We start from the raw sequence: 22,827 nt of genomic DNA on the forward strand, positions 1-22,827 counted from the left end.
ATTACTACACTATTTTAAATGTAAATATGGTTGTCTATATAAAGCTTTTTGGCATTCGTTCATTTGTCACAAAATTGATATAATTTGTACATCAGTATGTTGCTATACTGATGCGGGTTGATTAGTATGAATAAAATAGAGATGGAAGGGTGTTTAGTTCGTGAAAAGACTGAAAATTACAACATTTTTAGCTTTAATAATTATGTTTTTAGCCGCATGTGGTGGAGGGGATGATAGTGGCGATCCTTCTTCAGGTGAAGGCGGTGAATATAATCTGATTGAAGAAGGAAAACTTAATTTCGCCTCATCGGGTGAATTTAAACCTTTTAGTTATATGGAAGATGGAGAAATGAAGGGATACGACGTTGCAGTTGCTAATGCGATTGCTGAAAAACTAGGGCTGGAAGCAGTGCCGAACAAATCAAAATTTGCGGGTATTGTAACAGGTGTCAAACAGGGTCGTCACGACATTGCTGTTGCAAGTCATACAATTACCGAAGATCGATTGAAAGAGGTTGATTTTTCAGAAGCTTATTATTATTCAGGTCCAGTTATTTATACTAGACCTGATAGTGATATACAGTCAGCTGATGATCTTGATGGAAAAGAAATTTCCGTATCCAGAGGCTCTACTTACGTTGAAATGGCACAAAAATATACTGATAACATTCCACAAGTTGATAGTGACGTTGTAGCACTTCAATCACTAGCTAAAGGTCATCACGATGCTGTCATAACTGATGCAATTACGGGAAGTACAGCTATTGAAAATGGATTAGAAATAGAGGCGAAGGAACAATTAGGTGTGAGCAAGCAAGCTGTAGGCGTTGCGAAAGATAATGATAAATTACTTAAAGATATCAATCAAGCATTGAAAGAACTGAAAAAAAGTGGAAAACTTGCAGAGTTATCCAAAGAGTATATTGGAGCAGATATAACACAGGAACCAGATAGTGCAAATGAATAATAAAATGCAAATGTGCGCATAATTTTGCGCACATTTGTGCTTAAAAGGAGTTGACATATTTGTCTGCAATTACGCATTTTATTGAAGTTTTTACAGGTAGTTTTGATTTATTCTTAAAGGGACTTTGGCTGACATTTGAATTATCTGCAGCTTCATTACTGATTGCATTTGTGATAGGGTTATTTTTCGCTATACTTAAAATTTCAAATATAAAGATTCTTCAATGGATAGCTGATGCGTATATATGGGTTGTTCGAGGAACTCCTCTTATTGTACAAATCTTCGTTCTTTATTATGGCCTGGCAGAAATTTTCCTTATTCCGATGTTCTGGGCTGGTGCAGCGGGACTTGCTTTTCATAGTGGTGCATATATTGCTGAAATTATTCGTGGAGCGATTCAGTCTATCGAGAAAGGGCAGAGGGAGGCTGGAAGAACGCTTGGTATGACTAGTGGTCTTACAATGCGAAGAATTATTTTACCCCAGGCTTTCCGTCGTGCTGTACCATCACTTGGGAATCAATTTATTATTGGTATTAAAGATTCCTCACTTGTCTCATTTATTGGTATGCAGGAGTTATTCGGAGTTGCCAGTACAATGGGGGCTAACAACTTTGATTATCTTCCATATTATCTAACCGTAGCAATATATTATTTATTTATTGTACTGATTCTGACGTTACTAGTGAATATGTTAGAAAAGAAGCTGGCTCAAAGTGATTAAGCAGGAGGGATAGTATGGGTGAAAAACAGGAAATGATTAGAGTAGAAAAGTTGAATAAATCTTTTGGGGATTTACATGTTTTAAAGGATATTGATTTGACGGTTAAAGAAAGTGATGTTGTCGTTCTGATAGGTGCCAGTGGTTCCGGAAAAAGTACTTTATTACGCTGTTTAAACTTTTTGGAAATGAAAAATGACGGAATTATAACAATAGAAGGCGAGCAAATAGAAGAGAGTACACATGATTTAAATAGTGTACGTCAACGGGTTGGCATGGTGTTCCAGCATTTTAATCTTTTCCCCCACAAGACAGTGATTGGAAATGTTATTGAAGCTCCTATTCATGTAAAAGGAATGAAAAAGGAGCAAGCCATAAAGGAAGGGAAAAGGATGTTGGACAAAGTTGGATTAGGTGATAAATATAATGTATACCCCTCAACACTATCAGGGGGTCAGAAACAGCGTGTTGCAATCGCGCGGGCATTGGCAATGAAACCAGATGTAATGCTGTTTGATGAACCAACATCAGCATTGGATCCAGAATTAGTTGGTGAGGTGTTATCGACAATGAAGGAACTTGCTGACGAAGGGATGACTATGGTTGTAGTTACACACGAAATGGGCTTTGCGCGTGAAGTTGGTGATTGGGTATTTTATATGCATGATGGCAAGATTGTAGAGTATGGTTCGCCTAATAAATTGTTTGACAACCCAAAAGAAGAACGAACTCAAGCTTTTTTGAGTTCAATTTTATAAGTAAAGAGATGAGGTAGGTGATGACTAATACTACTCACTTTAAAAACGAATAATATGGTTGGATTTAATACGCAGTTGATATAAAATGCTTGGCTGCTTGACATCGCTTCGTAAATACATTCCGCTTTCCGCAGCGTTGAATTAGCACTCAACTTATAAAGAATGGAAGGAATTTAGGGTGAAGTTACGTCGCATTTTATATCTAATCAGAAACAAAAAATCCGAACTAATTCGAATTCTATTTCAAGAATTTTGAATCATAGTTCGGATTTTATTTTGATTAAAATACTTTTGTCCCATCCTTATTTTTTCTTTTTCAGCCAATAAAAACCTATAACAATTAATATCACTGGCCAGAACTTCTCAAGGAATGCTGTCACATCATATATCCAATTAAATGCTGGGGGTAATCTTACAGAAAACATAAAGAGAACCGATATACCAGTTACTACCAGACCGGTCACTAAACCTTTTTTAGTTCTTAAGGCTCGAACAATAAAAGCTATGCCCACAATCATTGGGTACACTGCCCAGTGGTCTATCCAAAATTGGTAGTATTCTATTCCATGAAAGTGAATACCTAAGCCTAATACAATTGTCCCACTGAATAAATGTTGATAATCTTTTGATGTATAACTATGGATAAGTAATGCAAGGCCAATTATAATAAGAAATGTTGGCCATGAGTAAAAATCGGTTATTATGGGAATTCTAAGTTCTCTTAGCAGAAAGTAAACTCCAATCCCGATTAATATATATGCTGCAAACGAATTTTGTCGTTTCACTGTAGGGCACCTCTTCCAGAATTCGACTAAACAGGCGAAATTCTTGCTTCTCATATTCTCGTATGATAGAGTACAAACGAGTTATATAACAGTATACAAATATCCTAACATATAGTTTCAAATTCTGTTCACATTTAGTAAAAATGTGAGGAATTGCCTATGTTATAATTAGAAGAAATGAGTAATGTTTAAAGCTTTTGGGGGTAGTTATCGTGCACATACTTAAAGTTGGGTTTAATTACAAATCAACCCCTGTCGAAACTAGGGAAAGGCTAACTTTTTCTGAAGATAATCTCGACCAGGCTATGCTTCTTTTGAAAGATCAAAAAAGTATATTGGAAAATGTAATTGTTTCCACTTGCAATCGTACAGAAATATACGCGGTTGTTGATCAACTTCATACAGGACGCTACTATATTAAACAATTCCTTGCTGATTGGTTTCAAATAGATAAGGAGGAATTTTCTTCTTACTTGCGGATATCGGAAAGTGATGGAGCCGTTGAGCATCTATTACGTGTGTCTGCAGGTCTTGATTCCATGGTGTTGGGTGAGACACAAATACTTGGACAGGTGAAACAATCGTTTTCAACTGCTCAGGTTATGAATACTACTGGCACAGTTTTTAATGAATTATTTAAACAAGCAATTACATTTGCGAAACGGGCCCATAAGGATACAGCGATAGGACAGCATGCTGTGTCTGTTAGCTATGCAGCCGTTGAACTGGCTAAGAAGATATTTGGTGATTTAGAACAGAAGCATGTTGTAATCTTAGGCGCCGGGAAAATGGGCGAACTAGCTGCCAAAAATCTTCATGGATCTGGTGCAACAAAAATTACGGTAGTTAACAGAACCTATGAAAAAGCTGAAGCACTGGCAGAAAAGTTTCAGGCTGAAGCGGCTCATACAGATCGCTTACATGAGCTTATAAATGATGCTGATATTTTAATAAGTTCCACAGGATCAGATTCAGTTGTATTGACAAAAGATGTTATTGAGCCAATCCAGAAGAAACGTAAAGGCAGACCGCTATTTCTAGTAGATATTGCTGTTCCTAGAGATTTGGATCCTGAAATTGGTGAGTTAAATAGTGTGTTTTTATATGATATTGATGATCTACAGGGAATAGTTGATAAAAATTTAGCTGCCAGAAAAAAAGCTGCTGAGACTATAGAAATTATGCTTGAAGCTGAAATCGTTGCTTTTAAAGATTGGCTGCAAACACTTGGGGTTGTTCCTGTGATTTCTGCGCTTCGACAAAAGGCGTTATCTATTCAGGCAGAAACGATGAAAAGCATCGAACGAAAAATGCCGGATTTAACAGATCGCGAGAAAAAAGTGCTTAATAAGCATACAAAAAGTATTATAAATCAGCTTCTGAAGGAACCTGTAACACAGGCAAAAGAGTTAGCAGCTGAAGAAAACAGGGACGAATCCTTGGATCTTTTTATAAATATTTTTGGAATTGAAGAGGAAGTTCAAAAGGAACTATCGAAACAAACAAAAAAAAATGAAAGTTCAACAAAAATAAAACAAAATGAAGAAGTATCCTTTCCTGTATTCGAAAGAACATCACCACAGTAAGATGAAAGGATTCCCATTATGTTCGAAATAAAATGGCTATATGAAATTATTCTTATTATCTACGGACTGAGTTTGATTGGGTACTTTATTGATTTTATACAACATAACCGGAGGGCAAACAGAATAGCCTTCTGGTTACTTAGTATGGTTTGGATTATTCAAACCGCTTTTTTATTCAATCAGATATTCATGGAAAAAAGTTTTCCGATATTTACATTATATGATGGGTTATACTTTTATGCATGGGTGCTCGTCTCTTTTTCACTAATTATAAATAAACTTTTTCGAATTCATTTTATTTTATTTTTCACTAATTTTTTGGGTTTCTTTGTACTATTGCTATACATTTCAACAAGTGCACAGGAACATATGCAAGGTCAAGGAATTCAACTAGTTAATGAAATACTAATCACACATATAACGCTAGCCATTGTTTCTTATGGTTTTTTCACCATATCCTTCCTCTTTTCTATCATGTATATAGCGCAATATCGGTTTCTAAAAGAAAAAAAAGGATTGCGATGGATGTGGAGATTTGGTGATCTTAATAGGCTGGATTCGTTCTCTTTTAAAGCAGTGACAATCGGGGTCCCATTATTAACTATCGCGATTATTCTAGGTGTAGTGTGGGCATATGTATCGAATGCCGAATTTTATTGGTTTGATTTGAAAACGATTGGTTCCATACTGGTTCTAGCTGTTTATGTCATCTATTTATTATTACGGCTTGTAAAAGGCTATCAGGGAAAAGCGATTTCTGTTTATAATACAGCAGCATTTCTAATCTTATTAATTAATTTCTTTTTGTTTAACATATTATCGAATTTTCATTTCTAAGCAGTGTCATATTTAGGAGGATGTCAAAATGCGTAAAATAATTGTTGGGTCAAGGAAAAGTAATCTTGCATTAACCCAGACTGAATGGGTAATTGATCAGCTGAAAAAAGCTGGAATTAAAAATGAATTTGAAGTGAAGAAAATTGTAACAAAAGGTGACAAAATACTTGATGTCACATTATCAAAAGTCGGTGGGAAGGGTCTCTTTGTTAAGGAAATTGAACAAGCTATGTATGATAAAGAAATCGATCTTGCTGTACATAGTATGAAAGACATGCCTTCGCAGATGCCTGAAGGACTTACGATTACTTCTGTACCAGAAAGGGAAGATCATCGTGATGCCTATATAGCAAAAGACAATGTCGCATTAAAAGATTTACCCGAGGGTTCTATTGTAGGAACAAGCAGTTTACGCAGATCTGCGCAAATTCTTGCAGAACGACCTGATCTTGAAGTTAAATGGATTCGCGGAAATATTGAAACAAGAATTCGTAAATTGGATGACGAAGACTATGATGCAATTATTCTTGCTGTTTCAGGGCTAAAGCGAGTTGGTTTAAGTGAAGAGCTTATAACAGAATATTTAGAGCCTGAAGTGTGTGTGCCTGCAGTGGGACAAGGTGCTTTAGCAATTGAGTGTCGTGAGGACGATGATGAATTAAGAGAATTATTAGACAAGATTAATGACGAATATACAACAAAAACGGTTACAGCGGAAAGAACATTCTTACATTTGCTTGAAGGAGGCTGTCAAATTCCAATCGGAGGTTATGCTTATTTGCAAGGAGACGAAATGGTCTTGACTGCCTTGGTCGGGACCCCTGATGGTAAAACAATTTTGAAGGAAGTTGTACGTGGAACGGATCCTGTCGCAGTTGGAAAAGAAGCAGCTGACAAACTGATAAGTCAAGGTGCAAAGGAGATTGTCGATCAAGTAAAAGAGGAGCTTGACGACTAATGTCGGTAACTTTACATGAAAAAAGAATCTTAATTACCCGTGAGGAGAATCAAGCAAAGGAATTTTCCGACAAAGTTATACAGTATGGTGGAAAACCGGTTGAAATACCTCTCTTGAAAATTTCATGTAAGGATAAGCTTGAAAATAAGCAACTGCTTCAAAATTTGCATTACTATAAATGGATTTTTCTCACTAGTGCAAATGGTGTTGCTTGTTTTTTCAAACTTATTAGCCAATATAAATGGTTACCCAAAGTTTTGGAAAACATTAAGTTTGCGACCGTTGGCCATAAAACTGCACAAATATTGGAATCATATGGATATAAGGCAGATTTTATTCCATCTGTTTATAATGCTGATGCTATGGCAAACGAATTTACGGATGAACATACAGTAATGGATGAACCGCTGTTGCTTGTCCGGGGAAATAAATCCAGAGAAGTTCTGCCTGATTGGTTTACAAAACATCAAATCCGCTTTGACGCTATAGAGGTATATGAAACTGTCTATAACACTCCCGTCAAAGATGAATTAAATCAATTATTAAATAAGAATAATATGGATTTCATTACATTTACCAGTCCATCTGCGGTTGAAGCCTTTATTGAATTGAACGGCAGTCAAATACCAAAGGAACAGATATATGTTTGTATAGGAACCACCACAAAACAGCGTGCTTTTGAATTAGGTATTATAAATACTATAGCACCCGAGCTTTTCACGATTGATGGGATGCTTGAGCGAATGAGTGATTATATAGCAGGGAAGGGATAGGTTTTAATGGTGAAAGAATTGAGTTTTAAACGGCATCGACGATTACGTTCTACATCCGCAATGCGGTCATTGGTACGTGAAAATCATCTGAAAATGGATGACTTTATTTATCCGCTTTTTATTGTTGAAGGAGAAAATATTAAAAATGAAGTATCCTCCATGCCAGGTGTGTTTCAGATTTCGCTTGATTTTGTAAAAGATGAGATGGAAGAATTACGTTCCCTTGGGATAAAGGCTGTTATGATTTTTGGTGTGCCGAATGAAAAAGACGAGCAGGGCACAGGTGCATTTATTGAAACTGGGATCGTACAGGAGGCAACCCGACGCATAAAAAAGGGCGTTCCGGAGATGCTTGTTGTTGCTGACACATGCTTGTGTGAGTACACATCTCATGGTCATTGTGGTGTGATCCATGACCATGATGTAGATAATGATGAATCACTAAAACTTTTAGCCAAAACAGCTGTATCACAAGCTGAAGCGGGTGCTGATATAATTGCACCATCTAACATGATGGATGGCTTTGTGATTGTTATCCGCCAAGCGCTCGATGAGGCTGGGTATACAAATATTCCAATTATGTCATATGCGGTTAAATATTCATCTGCTTTTTACGGACCGTTCCGTGATGCTGCTGATAGCACTCCACAATTTGGAAATCGTAAATCATATCAGATGGATCCTGCAAATCGGCTTGAAGCATTACGTGAAGCAGAGTCAGATGTAGAAGAAGGTGCTGATTTCCTAATTGTTAAACCAGCATTATCATATTTGGATATTGTTCGAGATGTTAAAAATACGGTTAACACACCGGTTGTTGCCTATAATGTTAGTGGTGAGTATGCAATGGTTAAAGCAGCAGCTAAGAATGGCTGGGTTGATGAAAAAGAGTTGGTGCTAGAAAAGATGATCGCAATGAAACGTGCAGGAGCAGATTTGATTATTTCTTATTTTGCTAAAGATGTAGCAAAATGGCTTAATGAATAAAATTTAAAGCTGAGGTGATTAATTTTGAGTAACTTTGAAAATTCAAAAGATGCGTATAAAGAAGCCGTGGATCTAATGCCAGGTGGAGTGAATTCACCTGTTCGCGCGTTCAAATCAGTAGGTATGACACCGATATTTATGGAACAAGGAAAAGGTTCTAAAATAACGGATATTGATCAAAACGAGTACATTGATTATGTATTGAGTTGGGGTCCATTAATTTTGGGACATGCTGATGATCGCGTCGTTTCCAAATTAAAAGAGACTACAGAAAAAGGCACAAGTTTTGGTGCACCAACTATACTAGAAAACAAATTGGCACAATTGGTGATTGACCGTGTACCGTCAATTGAAATGGTCCGTATGGTAAATTCAGGTACAGAAGCAACTATGAGTGCATTGCGTATTGCGAGAGGATATACAGGGCGGGATAAAATCCTGAAATTTGAAGGAAATTATCATGGTCATGGTGACTCACTCCTAATCAAAGCAGGGTCTGGCGTTGCTACACTGGGATTGCCAGATAGTCCTGGTGTACCTGAGTCTATTGCTCAAAATACAATTACAGTACCTTATAATGATGTAGAAAGTGTGCGCTACGCATTTGAAACATATGGTGATGAGATTGCTGCTGTTATTGTTGAGCCAGTCTCGGGTAATATGGGTGTTGTTCCACCACAAGAGAGCTTCTTGCAGGAATTGAGAAGAGTAACCGATGAAAATGGCTCAGTACTCATATTTGATGAGGTTATGACAGGTTTCCGTGTCGGATACAACTGTGCGCAAGGTTATTTTGGGGTCATACCTGATATGACCTGCTTGGGCAAAGTAATAGGCGGAGGACTTCCTGTGGGGGCATATGGTGGTAAACGTGAAATAATGGAAAGTGTAGCACCTACAGGATCCATTTATCAGGCTGGCACATTATCAGGGAATCCACTTGCTATGACGGCTGGCTATGAGACACTGAGTGCTTTGGATAAATCATCCTATGATGAGATAAATGAAAAAGTGGACAAATTGGTCGAAGGTTATAAACAAGCTTCAATTGACTATAAAATACCACTTCAAATTAATCGCGCTGGATCAATGGTTGGATTTTTCTTTACGCACGAACCAGTATTTAATTATGAAACAGCTCAAAATTCCAATCTTGATTATTTTGCACAATATTACCGGGCAATGATTGAAGAAGGAATCTTTCTGCCGCCGTCACAGTTTGAAGGGTTGTTTCTATCAACTGCCCATACAGATGAAGATATCGACAAGACATTACAAGCTGTTCGTACCGCATTCTCAAAAATTGAAAAGTAAATAAAAAAAGCTTTACTAATGTTGTTTGAGACACAAACAGTAAGAAGTAGAATATATTGAGCACTGAATTGCAACGTAATTCGGTGCTCTTTTTGTATTGTCATATAAACGCAAAATTTTTACGTGAAAATGTTTTTTCTTATAATTCAACTACGCAGCGTAAAATGAACTCATAAACCTTGGAGGAATAAGAAAATCTGAAGATACACTACTTGAGTTGACCTTGGATCAACTGTACGTATTTGATATAAACTGCGAATTATTTTTTTAAAAAGTTGAGTGCTATTATGCCGCTTCGGAAATACACTTCGCGCACCTAGGGCGGCTGATGAGCCTTCTTGCTCCTACGTCGCTGCGTAGTCTAATCTAGGCTACAGCTCCCACAGGAGTCTCCGTGTATTTCCTCCGCTGTTGACTGGGGTAGGAATTGAATCGCTATAGAATAAATGTGTGGCAGCGACCCCGGACGGAGGGACGAGAGTTTATAGATTTTATTCCAGCAGTTACTTCGCAGTTTATATCTTATGTGTACAAAAAACTGTTATCAATGTTGTCAAGTCAACAATAAATAACGTTCTGAGTTTATCAAAGATAGCCGTTTGAGCTTATTCTATAGATGTGAAAGTTGAGTTATAAGAACACAAATTGAATTTTGTACACCAAAACAGGACTGATTACTAATGGTAATGGCTTTTTTAATAGGTATAAGCATATCCTCTGTTTACATTTCATATAGTTGAGTTAAGACATATAAGTATATGGAATATGTGTTGAAGGGAGGAAGTCATTTGTCAACCAATCAGGAAGTATTCAGCTTTGAACTAAATGAATCGCTTTATTTTGAAGAAGGACAGGAAGTTGCAGAGATGCTGGGAATTTCTTTAGACCCGGAAATTTCTATCCAGCCATTTAATGATTTTATTTCGATTCGAGGAGTAATTGAACTTCAAGGTTCATATCAAAGGGAAGAATTTTCAAATGCAGGGGATGAGGATACATTAGATTTTGATGATTACCACGCAAGACGATATGTTGAGAAAGTGGTAGAACTGGATAATGGGAAATCAGAATTTACACATCGTTTCCCTGTTGAAATCTCAGTTCCAACATACCGAGTCGCAGATTTAAACGATGTGACGGTCGACATTAATTCCTTTGATTATGAAATACCAAATCAGAGTCAACTTAAATTAAGCTCTAGAATTGAAATACATGGGATTAGTGATCAAACCGAGGGTACATTAGAAAATGAATCAGAATCAGGTAATGAATTTTTGCCACCACGAGAAGAGGAAACATTTGAGTTCGATATTAAGAAGGAAACAGAAACAGCTGAATCAGAGAATCAGTTTATACCTGAAAATGCACCCACCTTGTCTCCGGAAGTAGAGGATGGATCACCGTCAGAAAAAGAACGTTGGAAAAATAAGAAGTCACAATCACTTGCGGAATTTTTTAACAAAAAACCAGTGGATGAATCACCTGAGGAAGAAAGTCCAGATGAATCATCCTTAGACTACACTGATACAGATTATCTGGATGAAAGTGATGAAAGTCGGTCAGCTGAGACCAAAGATGTCAGTTATTTAGCAGATATGTTTAGAAGTGATGGTGATGATCGATATGCCAAGATGCGATTGTGTATTGTTCAGAATAAAGACACAGTAGAATCAATTGCTAAACGTTATGAGATCCCTGCACTCCAATTAGTGAAACAGAATAATTTAAATGATGATAGTCTTGAAGAAGGACAATTATTGTATATCCCTTTTAAGAAGAAATAACTGATAGAATACATACCCCTTGCTTCGTATAGTAAGGGGTATGTATTTGGAAAGGTGGTGAAATTTAGTGTGAATGAAGTAATTCATAAAATAGCCGGGGAATACGGTGTACATCCATATAAAATTGACCAGGTATCAAAACATTTATTTCGGATCAGTGATGGTAAGCACTATTATGCATTGAAGAAAAGTATTCTAACTGAACAAAAATTGGATTTATGGGAATATGTTTATCATCAGGCATATACACAGAACATCCGGAGTATATTGCCTGTCTATTTAACAAAGCAGTCAAAATTATACGTACAAAATGCTCAATCGTACTATTATTTAACACCTTGGTTATCATCTAATAAACTCAATCATCTACAAATAATTAAGAATCTATATAACGCAATTGGTGAGGTTCATGCAAAGACAAAACGCACACAATTAATTCAGACGAATACTGTCATAAATAAATTCAATGAATATCAGAAGAAGTGTGCAGATTTATATAAAAGAGAGTTGTATTATGTTGAGTTGTTTGAGAAGAATCGATTTATGTCTCCATTTGAATTATTAGTTTGCACGCAATTTCGAATTATGGACAACGTCCTCTCCACACTGAATAGTTGTATTGAAAAATTAACAAGTGAAATTCAAAATGATCATGAGTGGAATTATAGTCTATGTCATGGAAACTTGGATCTCACTCATATAATTCTTCATAATGATACGTATATATTAAATTGGGAAAAGGCAAATTATGATAATGCTATTGCGGATTTGTCTATTTTACTAAAACATCTTGTGCGAAATTATGATCAATCATCATCACAATTAACAGATTCATTTTCAGTGTACACCAGCAAAAATATACTAAAAAAGAGTGAATTGTATCTACTCGCTATCTATTTATTGAATCCATTTCCCTACATAAATCAAATTCAGGACTATATTGATAATCCATCAAATGACACGATGATTAATCAAGTAAAGAGACTGCAATATAAATCCCGGCAAATGTTGTTTGGGTTAAAATGGTTCGAGTTTGTTGAAGAAGAAATTGTAGCATACGGTGAAGAAAAAGATGGTAAAGATAGCTAAATCCATTCCAAATAAAACGCAATAAATATTCCAACTAATACACCAAGCAAAAACACATCAAATGAAGTTGGAAATAGCATAGTCCGGATTAATTGAAATATTAATATTGGTAAAGTTACTCGTTCAATTACAATAATACAATTTCTTGCCCAAGGAGGCAGCCTGTATCGGTAATATCTAGCCACACTTATCACCTCTTAAGTATTTTTTTAATATACTATGTATATATATAGTTGTTTTGTGCAATTCATAAGATAATAGTTGATTTTATTTTCAGTAACCGATAAAATAAGTAATAATATGTAAATGTGATGATAGGGAAGAGTACAATATAATTACCTAATAGAGAGGGAATGACGGTGGAAAATTCCCAGGTGCAATTTATTTGGAAGGTCGCCCTTGATACAGCTTCTTTGAATTATGTAGTAGAAGAGAGCCGGTTTTTGACCGTTATCAACGAATGAAGTGCACAAGTACAACTGCTTGTGAACGAAGGTGGTACCACGGAATAATCCTTTTCGTCCTTTATTGGATGGAGAGGATTTTTTTATTTGTATTTAACTATGCAAAAGAGGAGGATTTAATGATGAGTGATGAGGCAAACACAACGATGTCATCAAAGTACAATCCACAGGAAATTGAAAAAGATCGCTATCGTTTTTGGGTCGATGGTAAATTCTTTGAAGCAACTGGAGATGAAGATAAGGAACCATTTACGATTGTTATCCCACCACCAAACGTAACTGGTAAGCTGCATTTAGGTCATGCATGGGATACAACGATGCAGGATACTATTTCAAGAATGAAGCGAATGCAGGGCTATGATGTATTATGGCTGCCGGGAATGGACCATGCAGGTATTGCAACACAATCCAAGGTTGAGGCAAAATTGAAAGAACAGGGTAAGAATCGCTATGATTTAGGCCGTGAAAAGTTTCTTGATACTACCTGGGAATGGAAAGAGGAATATGCTGACTTCATCCGTGCCCAATGGGAAAAGTTAGGTTTAGGACTTGATTATTCACGTGAACGTTTTACGATGGATGATGGTTTATCGGACGCTGTACGTGAAGTGTTTGTTACATTATATAAAAAAGATCTAATCTATCGTGGCGAGTATATAATTAATTGGGACCCCAATACCCAAACAGCACTTTCTGATATTGAAGTTATCTATGAAGAAGTTCAGGGAAAATTTTATCACATGCGTTATTCAATAAAAGAAAGTGATGAAAAGATTGAAATTGCAACGACACGTCCTGAAACGATGCTTGGGGACACAGCTGTAGCCGTACATCCAAGCGACGATCGATATAAGCATTTAATCGGTAAGACGGTTGTATTGCCAATAGTTGGTCGTGAAATAGAAATAGTGGCCGATGAATATGTTGACATGGAATTGGGCTCAGGAGCTGTCAAAATCACACCTGCACATGATCCAAATGATTTTGAAATCGGAAATCGACATGATTTGGAACGAGTGTTGGTTATGCATGAAGATGGGTCGATGAATGAAAACGCTGGTAAATATGAAGGACTAGACCGTTTTGAGTGCCGGAAACAAATTGTTAAAGATTTGCAGGACCAGGGTGTTCTGTTCAATATTGAGGAACGTGTACACCAGGTAGGACATTCAGAACGAAGTGGGGCCGTTGTTGAACCATATTTATCAACACAATGGTTCGTAAATATGCAACCTTTGGCGGATGAAGCTATTGAACTTCAGCAACGAGATGAAAAAGTTAATTTCGTTCCAGACCGTTTTGAACGCACCTACCTGCACTGGATGGAGAATATCCGTGATTGGTGTATTTCGAGACAATTATGGTGGGGACACCGAATTCCTGCATGGTACCATAAGGAAACAAATGAACTGTATGTAGGAAAAGAGGCACCTGCTGATATCGAAAATTGGGAGCAGGACAATGATGTACTTGATACGTGGTTCTCCTCAGCATTATGGCCGTTTTCAACAATGGGCTGGCCTGATCTGGATGCTGAAGATTTTAAGCGTCACTTTCCGACAGATGTTTTAGTGACAGGTTACGATATTATCTTCTTCTGGGTTGCACGTATGATATTCCAATCGAAAGAATTTACAGATCAAAGACCATTTAAAGATGTGCTGATTCATGGTTTGATTCGTGATGCTGATGGGCGCAAAATGAGTAAATCACTTGGCAATGGCGTGGATCCAATGGATGTTATTGAAAAGTATGGAGCAGATTCACTGCGTTATTTTCTCTTGACAGGTTCAACACCTGGCCAGGATTTAAGGTTCCACTGGGAAAAAGTTGAGGCTACATGGAATTTTGCAAACAAAGTGTGGAACGCATCACGGTTTTCACTTATGAATATGGAAGATTTCACTTATGAAGACATTGATTTAAGCGGTGAAAAGTCATTAGCAGATAAATGGATATTAACTCGGCTAAATGAAACGATTGAACAAGTTACCAAAAATACAAATAAATATGAGTTTGGTGAAGCAGGTCGTCATTTATACAATTTCATTTGGGATGAGCTCTGTGATTGGTATATTGAAATGGCTAAACTGCCGCTGTATGGTGATGACGAAAGTGAAAAACGAATGACGCAATCTGTTCTTGCATATGTATTAGATCAGACGATGCGCATGCTTCATCCTTATATGCCTTTTATTACAGAGGAAATCTGGCAGCAGCTCCCACATAAGGGAACGTCAATTACAGTTGCTGCATGGCCAGAAGCGAAGCCGGAATTTCATAATGAAACAGCATCAAAAGAAATGAAAAGACTTGTTTCAATTATTAAGTCCGTTCGTAACATCCGAGCAGAAGTTGATACACCAATGTCCAAGCAAATTAAATTGTTAATCCAGGCAGAGAATGAAGCAACTGTTTCAGAACTAGAAAACAACCGTAATTACCTGGAACGATTCTGTAATCCAAGTGAATTAACAATTAGTACTAAAGTTGATGTTCCGGAAAAAGCAATGTCAGCTGTTGTAACAGGTGCTGAGCTATTTCTTCCATTGGAAGGATTAATTGATTTTGATAAAGAAGTTAAACGCTTGGAGAAGGAACTGGATAAGTGGACAAAAGAAGTGGAACGGGTTCAGAAAAAGCTTTCAAATGAAGGATTTGTGAATAAAGCTCCACAATCTGTTGTAGATGAGGAAAAACAAAAAGAACAGGACTATTTAGAGAAACAAGCAAAAGTCAGAGCACGATTGAATGAGTTAAATTCATAAATAAATTGGAGGCTGGGACAAAAATGTTTTAGTCCAAATAAAATCCGAGCTGATTCAAATTAGAATTGGTTCGGATTTATTTTATTGCTTATTAGGTATAAACTGCGAAGTAGCTGCTGGGATAACATCTATAAACCTCTCGTCCCGCCGTCCGGGGTCACTACGGGCGGATGCTTTCCGCGGGCAACGCTTCAGCTTCCTCGGAAGCCAAAACCGCTTCATGCGGGATCTTCAGCTGTTGCTTTTCCCGCAGGAGTCACCGCCCTCCGCTCGCCCGGACTAGTGTAGCTGTCACACATTTATTCTATAGCGGTTCCTACTCCAGTCAACAGCGGAGGAAATACACGTAGACTCCTGTGGGAGCTGAGGCCTAGATGAGACTACGCAGCGACGTAGGAGCAAGGAGGCTCATCAGCCGCCCACGGAAAGCGAAGTGTATTTTCGGAGCGGTATAATAGCACTCAAACTTGTTAAAAGTTACTGCGCAGTTTATATCAATTACGTATTAGATTCAGCTATTGTAATGACAGTTCTAAACCACCTATCCTGTTATTATTCGTCTTGAAAGTAGATATTTTTAGTTTTGTCCCAGCCTTTTTATAATATGAGTTACATATTTTCTTAGTATATTTATATCCGATACTGCACTTAGTGTTCTGGAACCAACAACATCTTCTATTTCATTAAGCTGTAGTTTGCCATTTGTATCAAGTAAGAAATCAATTCCAACCATACCAAAATCAAAGGCATTAATTATCTTGTTCAGTAAGGTAGTCTCATGATGATTTAATGGATACCATGTAGCCAATCCACCTAACTTGAAATTAGACCTGAAATCACTTTTACTTTCCCGCAGAACAGCTCCAACAATTTGATTACCAACAACAAAGACCCTTACATCTTTACCTAACTGGATATTTTTAGTTGACTGAATAATGAGCTCGGATGCAAAAATATCATCAGCAACACACCTCTCCCATTGCTGTTCATTCTCGATCAAATATACTTGCCGGCCACCCCTGCCGTTTGCCCCCTTCACAACAAATGGAAGAGGGGTACCAGGTAGCTGTACGCAGTTTTTTTTCTCGATAAAAATTGTATCAACCATTGGAATTGATAACTTGTTTATATAATAATGAGTTAATGCTTTATTATTACAAATTGCCGATATCTCGGATGAGTTAAAAACATTGATTCCCATCGACTCAAATAACTTATTCAATAATGGTTCAACTGTTCTTACTACAATAAAGTCTGGTAATTGAACTACTTGCTGGTTATTATAGAGGATTGTTTGTTTATTTTGGAATATACCAATGGTTAGGTCCTCCCGCAACACTAATTTTAGTGTTACTCCCTGTATTGCAGCTTCATCAATGAACCAATTAATATATGCTTTATTTTGTTCTGAATCCTGTTCACTATAAATAAGCCACCCTTCTAACTTCATTTTGTATCCTCAATTCTTAATGTGTCTACAATGTAATCAATCATAAATTCAGCGGCATTGATTCCAGTACAATCAAACATATTACGAATATGAGCATTGGAATTTATTTCACAAATTACAGGCTTGTTATTGGCGCCAAATAATAGATCAACTCCGGCAAAGTCAGCATCGATCGCTTTTGTAGCAGCAACAGCAATATTAATTTCCTCAGGTGTAGGCTTATATTTATTCATTGTCCCTCCCGCAGTAACATTAGCACGAAAGTCATTAGAAGCATGTCTTGTCATTGCTGCAACAACCTCATCACCAACCACTTGCAGGCGAATATCTTTACCGTGACTTGTAGAAATAAATTCTTGAAGCATAAACGGTGTTCCGTGAAGTTTAGAAATTTTTTCAAAGGCCTCTTCCATTGAGTGAACTAAGTACACCTGTTCCCCAAATGACCCGAATGCCTCTTTAATTATCATCGGAAAATCTAGAATGCTGATAGATTCACGGAAGTCTTCAGGGTTGAACGATTCCGATCTTACATATGCCATCGGCGCAACAATTGTTTTGGGTATAGGTAAGTGCTGGTAAGCTAGTGCTTGGTATGTAGCAATCTTGTCATCACTTTTCTCAATTGATGCACCACTGTTAAAAACCCGGATACCCAAAAGTTCGAGCTGCTTTGCTAAATAAATATCTTTATCTGTGAACATTACAAAGTCAGGAAGATCTTTGTTTTTTGTAACCAAATCAAGTTTATCAGTCGATAAAAAAGGCAAAAGTTTATTATTTTTATAAATATCCGTCTGTATATTCTGTTTGAGTGCAGCATCCTGAAGCCATTCAGCGAAATCGAGAAATTTGTTGCCAGGTAAGTATCCGTTATAAATTATCCATCCGTATAAGTTCAATTCAATGATTTCCTTTCTAATGGGTTATTATTACTGATATACTAATTCTGTTGACTATGAAAATAAAGAAAAGCGGTGTACATAATGTTTGAACACTTTCAGCAGGTAGAAGAATTTTTCGAAAGCAGAAAGAAGTATGGAATGAAACCCGGGTTAGACCGAATACATAAACTCCTGAAGTTACTCGATAACCCACAGAAAAAGATCCAAGCAATTCATGTCGCTGGAACAAATGGAAAAGGCTCAACTGTACAATATATTAAAAATGCGTTAATTTCCAATAACATATATGTTGGGATTTTCACCTCACCAAGTCTCAACGGTCTTACAGGGCATATTTTTAAAAATAATGATATTATTTCTGAAATGGAATTCACAGAAATGATCAATGAGATTCATCCATTTGTTCAGCGACTGGATGCTGAAAACGATCATCCCACGGAATTTGAAATTATTACAGCTGTAGCTTTTTTGTATTTTAAAAAATATGCCGATATTGCATTAATTGAAGCAGGTATGGGTGGTAGAGAAGATACGACTAATTGTTTCGACCCCATTTTGTCCATTATAACAAATGTGGAAGAGGATCATATTGCTTTTTTGGGTGAATCACTAAAATCAATTGCATATCATAAAGCGGGAATTATTAAAGAAAATACACCAGTAGTAATTGGGGAAATGTCAGATGAAGCAATGTCTGTTATATCGGAAGAGGCTTCTCTGGAGGATGCCCCATTATATCAACTTGAAAAGGAATTCGATTATTCAATTCTTCATGAAGTATCAGGCTATCAAACATTTAATTGGGTTTCGAATGAGGATAAATTTAAAGTGTCAATCCAAACAAATGGTAAATATCAAGTGAAAAATGCTTCTTTAGCGATTATGGCATTAAAACTATTGGAGTCTAATGGATTTATTTTAAATTTGGACAAAAGCCTTAACGGATTTTATCAGACTAAAATACCGGGCAGATTTGAAATGGTCCAAACAAATCCTGTTGTAGTATTGGATGGAGCACATAACCCTGCAGGTGTGCGGGCTTTCACCGATACAATGACATCAATTTACAAAAATCGGGAAAAGCACCTTATTTTTGCAGCATTTAAAGATAAGGACCTCACTTACATGCTTCATTATTTAAGCAATCATTTTTCTTCTATAACGTTAACAACATTTAAACATCCCAGAGCGGCTTCTGTGGAACAACTTCAGTCAGTAATAAATCATCCAAATGTGCGAGTTAATCAAGATTGGATGAACGTTATAGAGGAGATTCAAAATAAGAACAATCATGTATGTTATTTTGTAACAGGATCCTTACATTTTATTGCTAATGTAAGAAAAATTTTGAAATAAAAGTAAAGATATAGTAATATATAATTATCAGAATGTTTTTAATCTATGAGTCTTTAGTAGTATTACTGAAATAGATATATGCATCAATTTCATATTCAATAATAATGCAGTGAATCCAAACTATTTGTAAATGTGTTAGACTTATTGATTTTTTTGAATTAACAAATAGTAAAACGTTACTTCGTGAAATTGTTCGGATAAATAATGATTACTAGTATTTATGAGTGTGATTCATACAAAATATAATAAAATAAAGTATAGTATCATTTGTTAAAAATTTAACAATGATAGGAGATGTAAAATCCGAATGGTATCTAAAAGTAAAATGAAGCTAATATGGATACTTTGGTTTATTTTGTGGCCAGTAATATTATGGCTTTCATATAACTACTATTACGTAAGTATGGAAGGTCAGTTTATTGATATACTGTTATTTGCTGTTTTTATGGGTATTGTTGCCTGGTTTCCTTTAACTATAAAAGACAATCCGATTTTCTTTGTAAACGGGATAAGTATAGCAGTCTTTCTTACATTTGGTCTATTTGTTGAGATTATATTAACTCAAATAGCAATTTTTATCGTGCTGGCCAAAACGGGTGTTGGAAAGAAAGATAATTATCGTTATCCATTAAATATGGTAATGTTCTCACTTGTATCTGTGATTGGTGCAGGTGTATTTGTTCAACTGGGTGGGAGTCATCAAACGATTTCAAACCAAAGCGAGGAGCAAGTATGGGCGATATTTGGATATGCAATTACTATTTTTATCGCAAATCAGTTTTTTAACAAATTAATAGACAAAGCATTTTATAAAAGAAAGGTTAAAATTTTTGATGAAGGTTTAAGGTGGGAATTTATCTCATCATTATTAATTATACCGGTGGGGTTTGTGCTATTTGTACTCTATAGTGAAATTGGGCGTGCAGGGATTTTCTATTTAGGAATACCATTTGTGTTTATTTCCGTGATTTTAATGCTTTTATATTCCTACAAAGAAATTAACCGCTACCTCGAAAAAACAGGAGAGATTGGTCACCAATTAACAAACCGAATGGAGTTAAGCTCAGTATATAACGTTTTTATTAACGAAATTAGTGAATTACTGCCAATTGATTATGCCTTTATTTATATAGTAGATAACAATCAATTAAAACTGGAACAATTCTATGATTTAGAAAACAATACAGAAGCATCTTTTAGCTCGCTGAAAAGAAATGAAGCATTCAGCGGTAAAGTTTGGGCAACAGGAAATTCTCTTCTGTATAAGCGGACTTCGGATTGGGCAACTGTAAATAGCAGAAAAATACCTTCAGATATCGAAAGTGTATTATCACAACCAGTTGAGTATGGTGAGGATATTATTGGTGTTGTTACAGTCGAGTCTAAACAGAAAAAAGCATTTGAGAAACTGCATTTTCAAATAATGGATATATTAACTAATTACCTAGGAGTTGCAGTCGAAAATGCAAAAAACTATGAGCTTACCAAATCCCAAAGTGAGCGAGATGGACTTACTCAGTTATATAACTTAAGGTACATGGAAAACTTGTTGGAAGATTACGATGACAACTTAAATCAAAAAGATAGTAGTGAAAGTTTTTCATTACTTTTGTTGGACATAGATCACTTTAAAAAAGTGAACGATATGTATGGTCATGAAGCTGGGAATGAAATTTTGTGTCAAATTGCGGAATGTTTGACGCGTTTAATCGGGGATAGGGGAGTAATTGCACGTTATGGTGGTGAAGAGTTTGTAGTATTTCTCCCGAACAGCGGGTTAACCGAAACCACCGAAATTGCTGAAACACTGCGAACTTCAATTGCTGACAACCCATTCATTGTTCACAAGCATATTATTAATAATACAGGTCCTTTAAAAGTTTCGATTACATCAAGTATTGGAATTTCCGTATATCCTAACCACTGTGAAACAGTAATTGAATTAATTCGTCATGCTGATCGCGCCATGTATATAGGAGCAAAGAGGAAGGGCAGAAACAGGGTTGCTATTTACGAAGACCTCAAAACTTCCTGATTGTGTATTGTACGGTGACCTTAATCAAAAGGTTACCAAATTTCTGTTGCAAATAGTCAGTTTATGTTGAACGTTTTTTTGAAAGAGTGACAACAATCGTCTTACTTTTTACTAGTCATGTGCTAGAGTGAAACAAACTCGCACATGGAGGGGAATCGGTTGGGAAAAGATAATAAAATTACAGTATGGATGGGTGGAAAGAAAACAACGCTAAGGCGAGATGATAATGCAGACGAAAGTTATTCCCTAAAGGAATTTAATAAAGACTATTCTGCTGCCACGCTGGAGGATGCTAATGGTGATGAGGTACCTACATTTGTTAGGAGACACAGTGATGCTAGTAACAATGAACATTACTTCGGTCAAAAATCGAGATTCAGTACGTTTAAACCAATAATTCTTGCTTCTGTTTCAGCAATCATAATTGGATCTGTTTTAGGTTTCTTTATGCTGAACATGTTTGTTGACATTGATAAAGGCCTTAATCAGCAAAATTACACCGTACCTGCCGCAGTTGATGATGAGGAGACAAGTAAAGAAGGTAGTGAAAAAGAATCAGCCTCAGACGAAGTTACTTCATCTACTCCAATAGAATCAGTGAATGCTTTTGTATTACAGGCCGGTAAGTTTGAAGGTGAAGCAAATGCTAATGAAATGAAAAGTAAATTTAATCAAGCTGGTTTTTCAGCAATGATTTGGGTTAAAGAGGATTATTATTACGTTTTGGCAGGAATTGCGAACTCAAAAGATCAGGCAAATCAACTAGCTAAAGAATTTAACGATCATCAATTAGAAGTTTTTGTAAAGAACTGGAATACAGAATCAGGTGACATGAAATTAACTAATGATGAAGTCGGCTGGCTTAAATCTTATAATAAACAATGGTCCGAATCATTATCTTCATTGAACAAGAACGAAAAGCTATCTGAAGATGGTTGGGCAAGTATAGTAAACACAATTCCCAATGATTCAGAAAACATTGGAGAATTTACTGCTTTTCTAAAAAAAGAGATTTCTGATCTCGTTCAAGCAAACAAATGGCAAGAACAGCGTATGTTGTTGAATTTGTGGTATCAATTAAATCTTTTGGTGAACTAAATATACAGGGATTCAAAAAATAAGACAAATAGGCGGTTCTACTTTTTAGCTTGAAATCATAAGTGTAAAAATGAATTTTTGTGTAGAGGAAAATATAAAAATAGAGGGTTGAATATGTCTGAAAATAGTTATTTGTTAAGTTGTTCAAGTATGAATAAATAGATAATATGAACTTATCTTAACAAAGGAGGACT

19 protein-coding genes and 1 other annotated feature are annotated in these 22,827 nt (G+C 36.3%); of the genes, 15 read left to right on the forward strand and 4 right to left on the reverse strand.

Features of this window, described 5'->3' with window-relative positions; genetic code table 11:
* Positions 1 to 160 precede the first annotated feature (160 nt).
* From ACTWQM_RS15295 to ACTWQM_RS15305, 3 genes are read left to right on the forward strand one after another with little or no spacing between them, the layout of a single operon-like run.
* Positions 161 to 967: a transporter substrate-binding domain-containing protein gene (locus tag ACTWQM_RS15295; protein WP_443259028.1), complete on the forward strand. Its 807-nt coding sequence runs from the start codon at positions 161 to 163 to the stop codon at positions 965 to 967.
* A gap of 59 nt (positions 968 to 1,026) precedes the next feature.
* Positions 1,027 to 1,689: an amino acid ABC transporter permease gene (locus ACTWQM_RS15300; protein ID WP_443259029.1), complete on the forward strand. Its 663-nt coding sequence runs from the start codon at positions 1,027 to 1,029 to the stop codon at positions 1,687 to 1,689.
* A 14-nt stretch (positions 1,690 to 1,703) separates the two neighbouring features.
* On the forward strand, positions 1,704 to 2,444 hold the full coding sequence (locus ACTWQM_RS15305) for an amino acid ABC transporter ATP-binding protein (protein ID WP_443259030.1): 741 nt from the start codon (positions 1,704 to 1,706) through the stop codon (positions 2,442 to 2,444).
* 302 nt (positions 2,445 to 2,746) lie between these two features.
* Here the strand turns inward: ACTWQM_RS15305 and ACTWQM_RS15310 are convergent, their stop codons facing one another.
* A complete protein-coding gene (locus ACTWQM_RS15310; RefSeq protein ID WP_443259031.1) occupies positions 2,747 to 3,229 on the reverse strand; it encodes a LiaI-LiaF-like domain-containing protein in 483 nt (160 codons plus the stop codon).
* Between the two features lie 212 nt (positions 3,230 to 3,441).
* Here ACTWQM_RS15310 and hemA point away from each other — a divergent pair, with 212 nt between their 5' ends.
* The 8 genes from hemA (at position 3,442) to ACTWQM_RS15350 (ending at position 12,557) form a co-directional block, all read left to right on the forward strand.
* Positions 3,442 to 4,815 carry a glutamyl-tRNA reductase gene (gene hemA / locus ACTWQM_RS15315; protein WP_443259032.1) on the forward strand — a complete coding sequence of 458 codons (1,374 nt, stop codon included), beginning with the start codon at positions 3,442 to 3,444 and terminating at the stop codon, positions 4,813 to 4,815.
* Between the two features lie 18 nt (positions 4,816 to 4,833).
* Positions 4,834 to 5,652: a cytochrome C assembly family protein gene (locus ACTWQM_RS15320; RefSeq protein ID WP_443259033.1), complete on the forward strand. Its 819-nt coding sequence runs from the start codon at positions 4,834 to 4,836 to the stop codon at positions 5,650 to 5,652.
* A 28-nt stretch (positions 5,653 to 5,680) separates the two neighbouring features.
* Entirely contained in the window at positions 5,681 to 6,610 is a 930-nt protein-coding gene (gene hemC / locus ACTWQM_RS15325; RefSeq protein ID WP_443259034.1) for a hydroxymethylbilane synthase, read from the forward strand.
* The gene (locus ACTWQM_RS15330; protein WP_443259035.1) at positions 6,610 to 7,383 is read left to right on the forward strand and encodes a uroporphyrinogen-III synthase; all 774 of its coding nucleotides are present in this window, start codon (positions 6,610 to 6,612) and stop codon (positions 7,381 to 7,383) included. Before hemC ends, ACTWQM_RS15330 begins: the two co-directional genes overlap by 1 nt.
* A gap of 6 nt (positions 7,384 to 7,389) precedes the next feature.
* Positions 7,390 to 8,370 carry a porphobilinogen synthase gene (gene hemB / locus ACTWQM_RS15335; protein WP_443259036.1) on the forward strand — a complete coding sequence of 327 codons (981 nt, stop codon included), beginning with the start codon at positions 7,390 to 7,392 and terminating at the stop codon, positions 8,368 to 8,370.
* 24 nt (positions 8,371 to 8,394) lie between these two features.
* Positions 8,395 to 9,684 carry a glutamate-1-semialdehyde 2,1-aminomutase gene (hemL, locus tag ACTWQM_RS15340; protein WP_443259037.1) on the forward strand — a complete coding sequence of 430 codons (1,290 nt, stop codon included), beginning with the start codon at positions 8,395 to 8,397 and terminating at the stop codon, positions 9,682 to 9,684.
* Between the two features lie 788 nt (positions 9,685 to 10,472).
* Positions 10,473 to 11,468 (forward strand): LysM peptidoglycan-binding domain-containing protein, encoded by a 996-nt coding sequence (locus ACTWQM_RS15345; protein ID WP_443259038.1) that lies wholly within the window; start codon positions 10,473 to 10,475, stop codon positions 11,466 to 11,468.
* A 69-nt stretch (positions 11,469 to 11,537) separates the two neighbouring features.
* Positions 11,538 to 12,557 (forward strand): hypothetical protein, encoded by a 1,020-nt coding sequence (locus ACTWQM_RS15350; protein WP_443259039.1) that lies wholly within the window; start codon positions 11,538 to 11,540, stop codon positions 12,555 to 12,557.
* On the opposite strand, the gene ACTWQM_RS15355 is transcribed toward ACTWQM_RS15350, so the two are convergent.
* The gene (locus ACTWQM_RS15355; RefSeq protein ID WP_443259040.1) at positions 12,554 to 12,742 is read right to left on the reverse strand and encodes a hypothetical protein; all 189 of its coding nucleotides are present in this window, start codon (positions 12,740 to 12,742) and stop codon (positions 12,554 to 12,556) included. The genes ACTWQM_RS15350 and ACTWQM_RS15355 overlap by 4 nt on opposite strands.
* 117 nt (positions 12,743 to 12,859) lie before the next feature.
* Positions 12,860 to 13,086, forward strand: a binding site (T-box leader).
* Positions 13,087 to 13,143: 57 nt separating this feature from the next.
* On the opposite strand from ACTWQM_RS15355, the gene ACTWQM_RS15360 reads away from it, so the two are divergent.
* Positions 13,144 to 15,789: a valine--tRNA ligase gene (locus ACTWQM_RS15360; RefSeq protein ID WP_443259041.1), complete on the forward strand. Its 2,646-nt coding sequence runs from the start codon at positions 13,144 to 13,146 to the stop codon at positions 15,787 to 15,789.
* A 577-nt stretch (positions 15,790 to 16,366) separates the two neighbouring features.
* Here ACTWQM_RS15360 and ACTWQM_RS15365 read toward each other — a convergent pair.
* Together ACTWQM_RS15365 and ACTWQM_RS15370 are read right to left on the reverse strand one after the other, a co-directional pair.
* On the reverse strand, positions 16,367 to 17,239 hold the full coding sequence (locus tag ACTWQM_RS15365; RefSeq protein WP_443259042.1) for an ATP-grasp domain-containing protein: 873 nt from the start codon (positions 17,237 to 17,239) through the stop codon (positions 16,367 to 16,369).
* Entirely contained in the window at positions 17,236 to 18,141 is a 906-nt protein-coding gene (locus ACTWQM_RS15370; RefSeq protein WP_443259043.1) for an ATP-grasp domain-containing protein, read from the reverse strand. The genes ACTWQM_RS15365 and ACTWQM_RS15370 overlap by 4 nt, the downstream gene beginning before the upstream one ends.
* An 84-nt stretch (positions 18,142 to 18,225) precedes the next feature.
* Here ACTWQM_RS15370 and ACTWQM_RS15375 point away from each other — a divergent pair, with 84 nt between their 5' ends.
* The 3 genes from ACTWQM_RS15375 to ACTWQM_RS15385 all read left to right on the forward strand — a co-directional run bounded on the left by ACTWQM_RS15375 (position 18,226) and on the right by ACTWQM_RS15385 (position 22,633).
* Positions 18,226 to 19,500: a bifunctional folylpolyglutamate synthase/dihydrofolate synthase gene (locus ACTWQM_RS15375; RefSeq protein ID WP_443259044.1), complete on the forward strand. Its 1,275-nt coding sequence runs from the start codon at positions 18,226 to 18,228 to the stop codon at positions 19,498 to 19,500.
* Between the two features lie 307 nt (positions 19,501 to 19,807).
* Positions 19,808 to 21,535, forward strand: coding sequence for a sensor domain-containing diguanylate cyclase (locus ACTWQM_RS15380; RefSeq protein ID WP_443259045.1), 1,728 nt, complete (start codon positions 19,808 to 19,810; stop codon positions 21,533 to 21,535).
* 159 nt (positions 21,536 to 21,694) lie between these two features.
* Positions 21,695 to 22,633 carry an SPOR domain-containing protein gene (locus ACTWQM_RS15385; RefSeq protein ID WP_443259046.1) on the forward strand — a complete coding sequence of 313 codons (939 nt, stop codon included), beginning with the start codon at positions 21,695 to 21,697 and terminating at the stop codon, positions 22,631 to 22,633.
* Positions 22,634 to 22,827 lie beyond the last annotated feature (194 nt).

The sequence above is a fragment of the Virgibacillus sp. L01 genome (genome assembly GCF_052246775.1).
Lineage (GTDB): Bacteria > Bacillota > Bacilli > Bacillales > Amphibacillaceae > Lentibacillus.